The sequence below is a fragment of the Candidatus Limimorpha sp. genome, assembly GCF_056203535.1.
In genome coordinates this window covers 1-15383 of record NZ_JBADWU010000065.1, presented here as the reverse complement: position 1 = coordinate 15383, position 15383 = coordinate 1, and the positions used below count along the sequence as shown (strand labels likewise).

Below are 15383 nucleotides of genomic sequence, written 5' to 3'. Positions count from 1 at the left end.
CACAAAACCATGAATGAATGCTGACGTAGTATTAACAAAAAGTGGAAATGATTTCCACTTTAATAAAAAAAACAGAAAAAAACATATTTTCGCAAAATTAATAAAATCATCGGTTGTACCGATGTCATTGTGGGTTAATATAAAAACATCATCTGACAATCAATCTTTTATACAAATTATTCTAATACTAAATCTTTCTTTATGAAAAAAGGAATTTTAATGATGTTCATGTTGTCCTTCCTTGCTACAATAGGAATAGGGCAGAATTCGTCGAAATTTGACGATGAGCTAAAACATCAGCTGACGGCACGTCCTTCGGCTGGGGAGCGTTTCAGAGTCATCATCTACATGAATGAGGAGTACGACCAGGCTGCAATGAGCCGGCAACTCCTTTATCTGAGAGGTGAGGAACGCAGGACTTTCGTAATCAACGAACTTCAGCAATTTGCACGAAGCAGCCAAAGCGACTTGCTGCAAATGCTTGAAGATGGCAACAGAGGTGGCTTGGTCACCGATGTGAATCCGTTCTGGATAGTGAATGGTGTAGGCTGCATAGTTGACCGCACCATGCTCGATGCCATTTCTCAGCGCAGCGATGTGGCCTTGATTGAGTCGGACGAACTCCGTAACATGTTGCCTGGTGGCGAAACCAGACAAGAGCCTGCCAAAAGCGAAGTCATTGGCACTGGGCAAAGCAATGCTTCATCAAGAGGCCTTGCATGGCATGTGCCGCAGGTTCATGCCAACGAAGTGTGGACTGATGGAAGCGGCTATAACGGCAGTGGCGTTGTAGTGGCTATCCTCGATACGGGTGTCAATTATAATCATAACGACATAAAGAACCACATGTGGGATGGCGGATCAAGCTATCCGAATCATGGCTACGATTATGTCAACAATGATAATAACCCTATGGACGACCATGGCCACGGTTCGCATTGCGCTGGCATCGTGGCAGGCGATGGCACAAGCGGCACGCAAACCGGCATTGCTCCCGGAGCAACGATTATGGCCATCAAGGTTTTGTCGGCCACTGGGTCAGGTTCCAACACGGGCATTAATAATGGTATGCAATTCGCAGTAGACCGTGGAGCTGATATTGTCAGCATGTCGTTAGGTACAGCTGGAGGCAGTGCTTCCGCTTCCGACCGTCAGCGTTTCGTCAACATGCTGAATGCTGGTGTAATTGCCTCTATCGCAGCAGGTAACGAAGGTGAAATCTATTCTTCAGCCTATACAGGTAGCAATGGCTCAGCATGTCCGGTGCCACGCAACGTGGGTTCTCCAGGCAACTGCCCTCCACCATGGGCCAATCCTGACCAAACCCTGACCGGTGGTGCATCGGCCGTGGTTTGCATAGGCGCAAGCGGCCGCAACGACCAGAAGACCACTTTCTCGTCTTTCGGCCCCAACACATGGAGTGGTACTTCATATAACGACTATCCTTACACCTTGGGCAGCACCACAAATATCGGACTTATCCGTCCTGACATCATTGTTCCGGGTGCCGACATCATCTCCTTGGATTACTCAAATGTTTCAGGTTATGTTTCGATGGCCGGCACTTCGATGGCCACTCCGTGCGCTGCAGGCATCATGGCACTTATGTTGAGCGCCGATCCTACCCTTACGCCGGCACGCATCGACGAGCTGCTTGAAACGACAGCTTTCCCTGTCGAAGGCCGCGTGACGAAGAACAACTTCACGGGTGCAGGCCGCGCCGATGCCAAGGCTGCCATCGATGGCATCTTTTCATCAGCAGCCAGACCAACCGGCTTGAACTTCACGACCTGTGGCGGTAATGTCTCTCTGACCTGGGATGCCGTCAGCGCACCAAGCGGCTATTGCATTTATCGCGACAATGTCCAGATTGCATCCGGCGTGATGGAAAACTCTTATACAGATGTGAATGCCGGCAGCGGACAGCATGTCTATTATGTCAGAGCCGACGACGGAAGCCACCAGTCGGTGCGTTCAAAGGCAATCGTTTGCACCATCGAGCCATACGCTTCCCTCCCTGCTAACTTCAACGCCACCTTGACCGATACTCAGATTGATATGAGTTGGGAGGCCTCGACGGTTAGCAACACCTTGGCTTCTGCCACTTTGGGCTTTGTTTCTTCGCCTTATACGGCATACGGTGGAAGTAGCGGAACCTCATATTTTGGCATCAGATTTATGCCAGAAGACCTGAGAGAGTTCAAGGGCATGAGCATCGACAAAGTGTCAATCCCCGTTTATTCAACGGGAAATTACACTTTGCGCATCTACCGTGGAACGACCAACGGCAACACAACCGGCACTCCTGTCTATACGCAGGTATTCAATGCGACGACTGGCAATTGGAATACCAACACTTTCACTCTGACCACACCTTACGCCATCGACGATGTGTCGCAAGACCTTTGGGTCACTTTCAGTTATACCATGACTTCTACAGCATACCCTGCCGTAGTCGGCGTTTATAATGGATCTTCGTCAAACTGCTTCTTTATGGGCCTTACCACCAATGCCAACAGCATGATTTGGGAATCGGTGCCAGACTTCGGACCTGATGAAGATGGTAATAATTACGCCCTCTGCATACAGACTCACTTGACCCGCACGACCGAATACACGCCGGTTTATGAAGTCTATCGCAACGACAATGTCATTGCCGCTGATTTGACAAGTCTCGCCTACAGTGACGCAACACCAACCGTCGGTCTTAACCATTATTATGTCACGAGCAAGGTGGAAAGCAACGAGTCGTGTCCTTCCGATGCTAAAGACTTCGACCTGACTGGCTACGAAATCACCGTTACGGCCAACCCTGTGCTTGGCGGCACGGTGAGTGGGGCTGGCAGCTATGTCAGCGGCTTTATTGCCACTTTGAGCGCAACGGCAAGCCGTGGCTACGAGTTCACCAACTGGACGAAAGACGGACAAGAGGTTTCGACAGAAAATCCATACAGCTTTGCGGTTGAAAATGCAGGAGCATACGTGGGCAATTTTGAAGCCTTGACCTTGCACAACATAACCTTCAATCCTTCCGAACAAGGCAACCCCGAAGCAAATCCTGCATCTGCCTACAGAGGCGAAACAGTCACCTTGATAGCTCATCCTAATGCAAGTTTCGCTCTCAGTTCTTGGACGGTCGTTGACAGCTACATGAACGAGATTCCCGTTACCGACAACCAGTTTGTCATGCCTGACAGCGATGTCACGATAACTGCAACCTACGAATTTGCACCTTATCACGACATCACCTTGGCTTGCGTCTTGAACGGAAGCATATCGGCCAGCGCAACACAGGCCGAATTTGGCGCAGTAATCACATTGACGGCTACACCTGATAGCGGCCACTCGTTTGGTGCTTGGTCCGTCTATAAAACCGACGACCTCAGCGTGACCATTCCTGTGACTGACAATCAGTTTGTCATGCCTGAATATGCCGTTACCGTTTCCGCATCATTCACTTCGTCAGACAATGTCACGGTCAGCATAGGTACGAGTACAAGCACCAATGGTAATATCCCAATAAGGGCTTCCAACAAGTATTCCTTGTCGCAGCAGATTTACACCGCTACCGAAATCGGTGGTGCAGGAACCATCAATTCCATCAGTTTCTATTCGGGCAGCACTTCGTTTACACGTTCATTGGTGGTCTATTTGAACCATACGACGAAATCTTCTTTCGCCACATCAGGCACTTCATATTCGCCATCGTCAAACGATTGGCAGCAAGTCAGTTCTGACGACATCTATTTCTCAGGCAGTGTCACCATAGTCAGAAACGGATGGACGGTCATCACTTTCACCAAGCCATTCGTGTATGACGGCACAAGCAACCTGTTGCTGACCATTGATGATAACAGTAATGCTACGGCAAGCTCCAAGACCTTTAGGGCAAGCAGCACCACTAATTATGTGGCACTTTATTATGGCAGCACGACCGACCTGAATCCTGAAGATGTCATCACGACGAATGCTACCGGTGTGCTGAAAAACCATAGCAATATCCAATTAGGCATGACAAGGGAAAACAGCAAGTCGCTGGCCGTGTCACCATGTTCGTTGTCGGGCTTCACATACGCCGAAGGCCGTGGCCCGTCGGCAGCACAGTCTTTCTCTGTTTTCGGAACCAGCCTGACTGCAAATGTCACTGTCACCGCATCCGAACATTATGAGGTTTGCGTTTCTGAAAATGGTGAATATGCCAACTCCATCAGCTTGAGCCTCTCGTCCGGCAAAGTCGATGCCATGGTCTTTGTCCGCCTGAAGGAAGGCTATATGGAAGGCGAATACAATGGCAGCCTGACCGTAGCATCGGGCAATCTCTCACAAACCGTTGAATTGGAAGGCAATGTTACCAGAGGCACCTATTATACCATAGTCGTTACAGCCGATCCTGCCAATGCAGGAACCGTAACGGGCGGCGGCTCATATTTGGAAAACACCATGGCCACCGTGACGGCAGATGCCGACCATGCCTACATCTTTAGCAATTGGGCAGAAAATGGTGCGATTGTTTCAACAGATACCGACTACGAATTTCAGGTTACCGGAAGCAGGGCGTTGGTGGCTCATTTCGATGCGCTTACCTTACGCAACCTGACCTATGCCGAAGTCGAAAACGGCTTTATCTCAGGACCTGCCAACGCCTATTATGGCGAAACCATCACGCTTGAAGCCACACCTTCAAGCGACTATCTCTTCGAGACATGGAGCGTTTGCAAGACTGGCAATCCCGACATTACCATCGCTGTGGTGAACAACCAGTTCGTCATGCCTGACTACGATGTCACCATTAGCGCATCATTCGTCTATAATCCTGAATACGACATCACCGTGGCCTGCGGCATCAGACATGGTTCGGTTTCCGTCAGTGCCACAAGCGCCCTTGCCGGCACAACCGTCAACATGACGGCAACGCCAGCTTCGGAAGATTATGTCTTCCAATCGTGGGTCGTATTCAAGAGCGACGACGCGAATACGCTTGTCTTTGTCAACGACAACAGTTTCACCATGCCGGCCTACGATGTGACGGTGTCAGCAGTGTTTGCTCTCGATGTCGAAGACTACTTCCAATATCCTGTCGGCACAGAAGGCAGTCTCTCTACCAATCCCAATCCCAACATTCCTACAAAGGTTAATTCCCGTTATTCCCTGTCGCAATGCATCTACACGCCTACTCAGCTTGGATTCAGTGGAAAGATTCTTGGCATCGCCTATAATAACTATTCCAACACCTCGGCGAACAGAAATGTTGACCTATATTTGAGCACGACCGACGCTTCGTCGTTCAGCAGCAACACCGGATGGATTACCCAGACAGCCGATGACAAGGTGTTCTCCGGAACATTCGCAATTTCAGGAAAAGGCTGGCAGCTGATTGTGTTTGACGAAGCCTTCGAATACGATGGCATAAGCAAACTGTTGGTTACCATGGACGACAATTCTGGGGCGACTGGTTCAACGACAAGCTTCTACGCTTTTACCGGCTCAAACAACAACACCATCTATAACAGTGGCAGCACAAACCTGAACCCGACTTCCACCATCACCGCAAGCGGCACAAGAAACAATGCCCTTCCTGTTGCCATTTTCTTAGTGGAAAATGAAAACGAATATGATAGTGATGAAGCTGTCGCTTATGCCCCATGTTCGGTTGAAGGCCTCGACTATATGTTAGGCTTCGGCCCATCGGATGCAAAGCCCGTGCAGCTGATAGCCAGCCATACGACCATTCCTATTGCCATAACCGCACCTGAAGATTACGAAATCAGCCAAAACCCTGATGGTCCTTACACTTCATCCATCACCTTGGCTTCACCCTGGTTGAAATATGACAATGGTACCTACGCTACAAATGTCGGAGCAGGCGGAACCCTCTATTGGGGCAGCATGTTCCCTTCGTCAATCCTTTCGGCAGGATACGCTGGCGGCACCCTTACCAAGGTAGCCATGTATGCAAACGAAAGCACTACCGGCAATTACACCTTGAACATCTATCAAGGCGGTGATACCGCACCACAAACGCTTGTCTGCACACAAGACTTCACCCCAGGCACCGACGAAGGTTTTGTTGAAGTGGCCCTGAACCAACCTTTGGCTATCGATGCCACCAAGAACCTGTGGATAACATTCTACCAAAACGGAACAAATTATCCTGCCGCTGCCTGCATTGATAATGGAACTGCAAACAACCGCTGGATTAGTATAGATGGTTCTGAATGGATCGACATGAATACGACATCATTAAGTGGACATGGCTGGATGATCCGTGGCTATGTCGATATGGCTGCAAAGGGAGGACAACTCGTTGAGTTATCAGCCTTCCACGGCAATGTCGGTGGCGAACTGACCATGAAAACAGTGGACGGCAAGAACCGCTCAGGTGAACTTTTCTATGGTTTCGAAGATGGCACGACACAAGGATGGACATCTGTCGACAACGACCATGACGGCTACGGCTGGATTCTGGAAACCAGTGCTACAACTCCTCACATGACGCCATACGAAGGCAATGGCTGCATGTATTCCGAAAGTTATGATAACGATTCGGGCACTCCACTCACGCCTGACAACTGGCTCATTTCACCAAAGGTAACTTTAGGCGGCTCAATGAGTTTCTATGCTGTGGGACAAGATGCCAATTATGCCGCAGAGCACTTTGCCGTCTATGTATCTACGACAGGCAATGCGGTCGCTGATTTCACCGTTCAAGTTCTTTCAGAGACAATCGCAACGGGAACTTATACAATGTATTCGGTCGATTTGACTCAATTCTCGGGCGAAGGTTATGTCGCAATCCGTCACTATAACATCACGGACATGTTCTGCCTGAATGTGGACAACATCACCATCTCTACCGAAGCTCCTACACCAACTATTCCTTCATACGTTGAACTTTCCACGGTGTATGTCCGCCTGAAGGCAGGATTGCCAATTGGAGAATACAATAATGAAGAAATGGCCGTTGTTTCCGGCGAAGCAAATTCAACCGTGTTCTTGAATGGTCAGGTGAGCGAAGTTAAAAACATCTTCTTCACCGACGGTGACTGGGATAATGCAACTAACTGGTCATTTGGCTTTGTCCCTGAAGATGGTTCTGATGTGGTTATCGAAGCCAATGCCGTCATCCCTGCCGGTTATGTGGCCAATGTGAATGAGGTCATCATCAACGAAGGCGGCACCCTGACTATCGCCGATGGTGGTCAGCTCATCCACAATAACGAAGGTGTACAGGCTACCGTTAGGAAAATGATTACTGGCTATGAAGCTGATAAGGATTACTGGTACCTGATAGGATCGCCTGTCACCGACAATAATTTCGTAACCCATCTGGTATCCAACCAATATGACCTTTACACCTTCGACCAAACCGAGGTACTGGAATGGCGCAACCAGCATCAAAATGCTACAATTGAGCACAAGACCGGTTATCTGTACGCTAACAGCGAAGATGTTACGCTTGAATTCAAGGGCACAGTTGCCGCTCATGCCGAAGCCATGCCTTTGGCCTATATCGAAGGCTGCGAATTTACCGGCTTCAACCTTATTGGCAATCCTTATCCATGCAATGCCTACATCAGTAACTCTTATCTGAGAATGAATGCCGACGGCACTGCATTTGAGGCAGGTTCAGGTGCCATTGCACCTTGCGAAGCCGTGTTTGTGGAAGCATCAGCCCAAGGCCAAAGCGTTGAGTTCAGCAAGACTGCTACAAGAGTCAATGCCATCAATGTGAACGTTGCACGCAACCGTGGTGCAGCCATTGACAGAGCCATTATCCGTTTCGACGGCAAGGGCAACCTGCACAAGATGACGCTTGGCGAGAGTGGCGCAAAACTCTATATTCCGCAATATGGCGAAGAATTTGCAGCTATCTCATCACAGGGCAATGAAGGTGAAATACCTGTCAATTTCAAGGCTATGCAGAATGGCACTTACACTATCAATGTCAACATCGAAAATGTGAATGCCGAATACCTGCACCTCATCGATAATCTGACGGGAGATGACACTGATTTGCTTGCCACGAATAGCTACACCTTCAATGCCAAGGTTTCTGACTATGCCTCACGTTTCAAACTGGTGTTCAGCATGACTGGCATTGATGAAAACGCTTCGACAAGCTCAACGGGCGATTTTGCATACATCAGCAACGGCAACCTGATTATTGAAAACATCGAAGGTCAGGCTGTCATGCAAATCGTCGATGTGCTTGGCCGCATTGTCAGCAGAGAAATCGTCAGCGGCAGCTATAACAAGGCACTCAATCTGAGAGCTGGTCTTTACACCATCAACCTCAACGGCGTGACGCAGAAAATAGTAGTTAAGTGAGGAGTTAGAAATTAGGAGTTAGGAGGATAAAGAAGAAGGATGAAGGAAAAAAGAAATTTCAAAAAGTTTCTTTTTCCTCCTTCCTTACTCCTGAAACCATTAACAATAAAGTTGAACAAATAAACACGAAGTAATATGAAGAAACTAATTTTGACATTGGCAATAGTCCTCGGAATGGCAATCTGTGCTTCGGCGCAGTATTTCGGCAACAACGGCCAGCCTAACGGTGGCGGTCTCTTTGGCCGTGGCGCAACGCCTGAAAACGGCATGAACGCTCAAGGCGGTTTTGAAAACTACCCGTTGCTTCCAGTTCACGGACAAGATGGCAATCAGGACGCTCCGCTTGGAAGCGGTGCCTTGTTGCTCATCGGTATGGGGGCAACATACGCCTTGGCAAAGAAAGGCAAGAAACAGAGATAAATGTAAAATACGTGTCATTTTTTAGCGCGGCAGCCCTGACCGAAAGGTTGGGGCTGCCGCCATTTTTATAGTATGCAAATCAAGTGTGGAATCCGATAAGTAAGTAACCTGAAATAAACTGCCAATTAAATCCACTCATTTCGACAAGCTCAATGAGCGGAAAATCAGCTTGCAGTGCTTCGCTTGCTGAGCTTGTCGAAGCATCGAAGGGTCGAAGTATTGTGCCTTTTTTGTAAACTAATTTTGCTCACCTATTTATTTCCCAATTCTCATCAAAACAATCGGTTTTTCCGTGAATCTACGGACATACAGCCCGACAAGCCACCAAATTGCAGGGAATCTACAATTGCTTAGACCTGAATTTCCTTCACGCCGTTTTCGCGCATGAACTTGCGGATTTTTTCGGCATGATGGCCTTTGATGATAACCTGATGATTGCCAATGGAATGACGCAAAAGATAAGATTTCAAGTTGGCGTTAAGCAAGATTTGTGTGCGACAAAAATGCTCGTTGTAATCAATTGGTACAGCTTGCATTTCGGTGACAAAAAACCGGTTCAGTTCTTCGCCCCCCCATTTAAACAAGGTGTAATCAGTGCATGGCAAATCACCCTGAATGGCAACGCCAATTGAAGATTCAAAATGTGAACGCAATGTAAAAGTCTCGCACATTGATAACGGCAAAGTGCAATGCGCCAGCATGGAACAATCATCGCGCAAAAGCGAAGGATTGGCCATGAAAGCCTTTTCGCCACAAAGACGTTGTGCCAAAATCATGGTGACAAGCGACTGCATGTCGCCTTCGCAACCTGCCACAATGCCTTCGTCGTTCAGCAGGGCAAGGGCAAGGCAGCTCGTTGTCTTGAAAACCTTCACAAGATCGAAACAGCGGATAGTCATGGCGGTAAGGTGTTCTTCCTGACAAATTTTCCTGATAGCGAGATAAGTTTTGGCAGCTTTCAGCATGTCGTCGTTGGACGGTTCAACAATAGATTTTGCATCGCTTGAGCAAGTCTGTGCGATTCTCCAAGCCTCTCCACTGTCAGCAACATCTATCTCATCATAGAGCCTATCCAAGGCAATGTTTATGACACCGATGCCATATTTCCGCTCCAATACAATACGGTTTACATCGCTGTCAATCAGCCAGTCGGACGCATGGCCGAAACAGCCGATGCGCGTATTGTGCAAAGGCTTCAAATCGGCTCTGACTTCATTGACAATTTCTTCATTACTGCCATGAATGATTTTTCCATGTTTGTAGCTGCTCGTCAGATAAGAAAGGATTTCCAAGGCGGCGGCAAGCGAATTGTTGCGTCCATCGGCAATGATCCTGATTGCGGAATCAAGATGGGGCAAAATGCGTATAAATAGATTTTCGACGCCACCTGTAGCCGTCATCACAAAATCGGGAACCACTTGGGTGGATTCCCATTGCCTGATGGCAGTTTCGTCATCGCCTAAAATGGTGAACTGAGCCTGAAATTCGTTTTTGAGCAAATTGATAAGCTCTGCATATTCCGCCCGCACAAATTCGTCGGTCTGGAAAGAGGATCGGAGAATGAGAATGTCCATGATGGGGTGGATTGGGAGATTATTTGACTTATGGACTTTTTGACAATTGGACTTTTGGAATTGTTTGTCGATAGGGTGCCGGCATTTTAAAAAGGGACTGAAAAAACGTCGTTTTCCCAGTCCCTATGTCTAATTGTCAAATTAGCCTAACCGTCAAAGAAATTAATGTGTTACGACAAATCTGACAGCTGCGCCATTGTTGACTTTCAGGAAATAGATGCCGTTTTCGTAGCTTGCCGTAGCGATTTTACATTCAGCACCTTCGGTGACAAATTCGTCAATCATCTGACCCAGTGCATTGTAAACGCTCACCTTATTGAGACCTTCGCCGGAAACGGTGATGAAATCGTTGGCTGGATTTGGATATACAGCGTATGTATTGACTGATTCAGCAACGCCATCAATATCGGTGAAAACTTCGACCAATGTCGTTGCGCCCCATTCGCCATTGGCATTCATGGCAGTACCAAGAGCATAGTAATAGGTGCTTGGCTCAAGGTTAGTCCATGTGAAGCTTTCCGGTTCGTAAGCCGGATAACCATCTTCACGAATTACGATAGCAGCTTCCTCTTCACCAATTTCATTGTAATAATCAACGGTAATGAAGCCATAGTGATATTCAGCAACTTCGGAATTCGGAACTGCACTGATGGTAGCTTCGGTGTTTGAAACCAGGTCAACGGTGAGTTCAACGAGAGCTTCTCCAGTGCCGCCTTGGGTGAGGGTGGTGGCTTTCTCAGTAATCACTTCGTAAGTGTTGCCATCGGCATCAGCAGGAACGACATAAATGGTGTATTCGGTTGCAGGCTGCTGTTCGGTCCATGTATAATCGGTTGCTTCAGTTGCCTGAATGCCCCACATCTGAACGAGCTGTTCGAGCGTTGCACCCATCATCTGCTGCCACATTGCCATTTCGCTTTCGGTGCCAATCATATACCAGAAGGAAGCGCAGTCGGCATTAGGTGTGAAAGTAGCTTCGACGGTTGTTGCAGTGACTTCGCCAACGGTGATTTCAACCTGTGGGTCGGCGACAGGAGCATCGCAGTCGTGTTCCTCAATGCCGTATGGAGCAAGTTGGTCGACGATGGTCTGTGAATTGTTGATAGGCCACAAGTCGTTGATGGAAATATGGTGGTCTGGAGTAATGAGGATTACGGTTGGGTAAGCGGTGATTCCGTATTGTGAACAGATGTCATGACCACCACCAGCTGTACTTATGGTAGGATATTCAATGCCATAAGTATCGCACCAATTCTGGCAAGCCGCATCGCCATCGGAAGTACTGATTTCCATAAAGAACACATCATGCATGTTGCAGCCAAGACGAGTGTAGGCTTCGGCAACTTTTGGTGCGGCCTGATTGCAAGGACCACAAGTGGTGTAGAAGAAGTCGATGAGGACACTTTGACCGTTATCAAGAATGTCGAACAAATGGACTTCGGTGCCGTGGCAATCGGTTGCCGTGAAATCAATAGCCTCAGAATGAGGACACTGTGCTTTCAGGCCAAAGCTGAAAACAACTGCTGCTAAAAGAAGTAAAACTTTTTTCATAGTGATTAATTTAAGTTAATGATAAGATTTAATGCACAAAAATAGGGAAAAAACAATAATCAACCCTAAGTAAGTGAAAATTTACTCCGCATTTACTTGAAAATGCCGCAATCGGCAAGCCATGTTCTGCTTCACATTGCCCGCAAAGAGCCAAGACTCTGAAAAATGCAAGTTACACATCGGGAAAAAGCCCTTGTAGGCAGGTACATACGAAAAAGTGGAATCAATGTCAGTACAGACCATCATCTGATTTTGCAATCTGCCGCCCGTAATGGCAGGATGCAATACGATGCTGTCGCGCGTGGCGTTGTATCTGGCCATGCCCAAATGCGCTTCCTTGCTTACAAAGCAAGTGTCGGTCGTCCATGACAGAGGATTGATGCCGACAACCGTATTTGCAAACAATGGCGATATGCCTTTCAGGTCGGTCACCGAATTGAAGAGGATTAATGTTCCCGTTCCGCAACTGTCCGTAGCTGGGACAATCTGCTCAGGATAAGCGGCCAATTCTTCCCCTGTGATTTTCCAGCCCGAGCAATAGGCCGCCACCATCAGTTGGCGCTGTTCATCGGTCATACCATGCTTGAGCAATTCCACAAGTATTTGCGAGCCTTGGCTGTGCCCCATCAGGAAAAACGGACGGCCCTGATTGTAATGCGCCATGTAGTATTGGAAAGCCGCCTCGACATCGGCAATCGGCACCTCTGACAAAACCGCCACGCAACTGTCGGGCTGACGGAAAGCATCAAAAATCAGCTGGCGATAATAAGGTGCATAAAAATTGTATTCCGTAAAAAGCATTTTGTTGAACCGCTGGTTGTGAGACGATTGCTCGCGCACATCGGCACAGGTGATGTCGTCGTACCACGAGGAATCGTTATCGGCAAACGAGGCCGTAGCCACTGTCGGGTAAACATAGAAAATATCGGCAGGCATAATCGTGTCGCCGCACGAATACCAATAAGCGGTGTCGGCATAATCGATGGCGGAAAGCGGTGCTTTTTGCATCACGGCAGGGGTTTCCTTTTCCGAATGGCAGCATGAAGCCAAAAGGAAAAGCGACATGATGATTGCAAATGCTTTATTCATATATAATACTTTCATATACAATACTTAGGAATTTGTCGGCAAAAATAGGGATAAATGAACTGCATCTGCTCCATAAAAAAGAAAAAACAAAGATTTAATCGGAAATAGAAGATTTTTTCGCAATTTTGCAGCGGAAATAAAGAGTTAGGAATTAGGAATGAGGAGTTAGGAGGACTTCGCTCCCTGAGCATGTCGAAGGAGCGTTTCAGAGGTTTCAAAGTGGGAAGTAGGGACGTAATGCTTGCGTCCGTTGAGTGGAAAATCGAAATTGTTCAAAAGTCAGAAATGAGATTCCCGCCTTCGCGGGAATGACGGCCTCAAAAAAGGCCGTCAAAAGACTCTAAAAGTCCACAAGTCAAAACATTGAATTTTAAATCTTTAAATATTAAATCTTAAATACAGCAATTCACATGAAAAGAGACGAAAAAATCTTTGATCTGATACGTCAAGAAAAAGAACGTCAGATGCATGGTATCGAACTGATTGCTTCGGAAAACTTTGTCAGCGAACAGGTTTTGGAAGCCATGGGTTCAGTCATGACCAACAAATACGCTGAAGGTTATCCTGGAAAGCGTTACTACGGCGGTTGCCAGATCGTCGACCAGAGCGAACAAATCGCCATCGACCGCGCCTGCGAACTTTTCGCAGCCCGTTTTGCCAACGTGCAGCCTCACTCAGGCGCTCAGGCTAACATGGCCGTGATGCAAGCCATCATGCAGCCAGGCGACACTTTCATGGGTCTCGACCTCTCGCACGGCGGCCACCTCTCACACGGCAGCCCGGTCAACGCTTCAGGTATGCTCTACAAGCCAGTGGCTTACCACGTCAGCAAGGAAACCGGCATGGTCGATTACGACGAAATGGAAAAGATTGCCCTGGAATGCAAGCCGAAACTCATCGTGGCTGGTGCATCAGCCTACTCACGCGACTGGGATTTTGAACGCATGCGCGCTATCGCCGACCAGGTTGGCGCTATCCTCATGGCCGACATCTCCCACCCTGCAGGTCTCATCGCCCGCGGTCTGCTGAACGACCCATTGGATTACTGCCACATCATCACCACCACCACACACAAGACCCTCCGTGGCCCACGTGGCGGCATGATCCTGATGCGTGAAGACTTCCCTGACCCACAAGGCCGCACCACTCCAAAGGGTGAAGTGAAGATGATGTCAGCACTGATCAACAGTGCCGTGTTCCCAGGCGTACAAGGCGGTCCTCTCGAGCACGTCATCGCTTCTAAGGCTGTCGCTTTCGGCGAAGCTCTGTCCGACGAATACTTCCAGTATATCCTCCAAGTCAAGAAGAACGCTTCAGTCATGGCTCAAGCATTCATCGACAAGGGTTACGATGTCATTTCAGGCGGTACCGACAACCACAGCATGTTGATCGACCTCCGCACCAAGTTCCCGGAAGTCACAGGTAAGATGGTCGAAAACACCCTCGTCCTTGCCGACATCACCGTCAACAAGAACATGGTTCCATTCGACAGCCGTTCACCATTCCTCACCTCAGGTCTGCGTATCGGCACACCAGCCATCACCACCCGTGGCCTGAAGGAAGACAAGATGCCTATGATCGTCGAAATGATCGACGACGTCATCAGCGCCATCGATCCAGTCGCCAAGACTGCTCCGGATGCCAAGATCAACGCCGTGAAGGCCGAAGTCAACAAGATGATGAACGAATACCCGCTCTTCGCTTGGTAATTTTTTCAACATGGGCTTCAAAGCACAAAAGGTCGCTCCAATCGGGGCGGCCTTTTGTCATATATCAAGAATAAATTTTGATTTTTGAAACTGATATGCTTAGGCCGTTGTTGACGCATCCTGATGAGATGCAAAGTCAAAATGAAGTTGTTTTTTATCGAATGTAAATCCCTATAGGATTGTCAAATACATGCCATAGGCATGGACGTTCGGTAAAAACTCACAAAAACAAGCAACGAGCAGCCCATCAGGATACACCTATAATACTTTAAAACCAATCAAAACAGAATCTAAAATGAGAACCCGTCGGTGGGGTCGAACCACTCATCAGGTCTTGCAACCTGCCTCCGTTCCACGCATCATGACTCTAACGGGTTCTGCCAGACCGCAAAAATACATAAAAACAGCATGTGCAACATAAAAAAATACAAGAGCCTCGCACATAGCGAGGTTCAGGGGTGGTGCGTCCCCCGTTCTAAGTCGAGTTGTCATGCCCCCTTCCGACTTGCGGAATCGCGGCAAAGATAGATAAAAATATTGTCACTTGGAAAAACTCGATTCAATCTATTTTGGCTCTAGTTTAATAAAAGACTGATTTTTTATTGATTTCGTTGATGTCGTGTTTTTCACCATCTTTCTAAAGATTGTCCTGACTGAAGTGCTGAAGGCCTGTCCGGGGTGGGCGCGGTGGCCATGGGCAGGACGGCGGGGC

The 15383-nt window shown here is 48.1% G+C and carries 6 protein-coding genes; 3 read left to right on the top strand and 3 right to left on the bottom strand.

The window, feature by feature from the left end:
- The first annotated feature begins 201 nt into the window (after positions 1 to 201).
- Both AC06MN_RS07940 and AC06MN_RS07935 read left to right on the top strand, forming a co-directional pair.
- A complete protein-coding gene (locus tag AC06MN_RS07940) occupies positions 202 to 8328 on the top strand; it encodes an InlB B-repeat-containing protein (protein ID WP_475671827.1) in 8127 nt (2708 codons plus the stop codon).
- A gap of 135 nt (positions 8329 to 8463) precedes the next feature.
- A complete protein-coding gene (locus tag AC06MN_RS07935) occupies positions 8464 to 8748 on the top strand; it encodes a hypothetical protein (protein ID WP_475671826.1) in 285 nt (94 codons plus the stop codon).
- 350 nt (positions 8749 to 9098) lie between these two features.
- On the opposite strand, the gene AC06MN_RS07930 is transcribed toward AC06MN_RS07935, so the two are convergent.
- The 3 genes from AC06MN_RS07930 to AC06MN_RS07920 form a co-directional block, all read right to left on the bottom strand.
- A complete protein-coding gene (locus AC06MN_RS07930) occupies positions 9099 to 10322 on the bottom strand; it encodes a hypothetical protein (protein WP_475671825.1) in 1224 nt (407 codons plus the stop codon).
- Positions 10323 to 10484: 162 nt separating this feature from the next.
- The gene (locus tag AC06MN_RS07925; RefSeq protein ID WP_475671824.1) at positions 10485 to 11873 is read right to left on the bottom strand and encodes a T9SS type A sorting domain-containing protein; all 1389 of its coding nucleotides are present in this window, start codon (positions 11871 to 11873) and stop codon (positions 10485 to 10487) included.
- Positions 11874 to 11954: 81 nt separating this feature from the next.
- The gene (locus tag AC06MN_RS07920; protein ID WP_475671823.1) at positions 11955 to 12962 is read right to left on the bottom strand and encodes a DUF3089 domain-containing protein; all 1008 of its coding nucleotides are present in this window, start codon (positions 12960 to 12962) and stop codon (positions 11955 to 11957) included.
- Between the two features lie 410 nt (positions 12963 to 13372).
- Between AC06MN_RS07920 and glyA the strand changes: the two genes are divergently transcribed.
- Positions 13373 to 14671: a serine hydroxymethyltransferase gene (gene glyA, locus AC06MN_RS07915; RefSeq protein WP_475671822.1), complete on the top strand. Its 1299-nt coding sequence runs from the start codon at positions 13373 to 13375 to the stop codon at positions 14669 to 14671.
- Positions 14672 to 15383 lie beyond the last annotated feature (712 nt).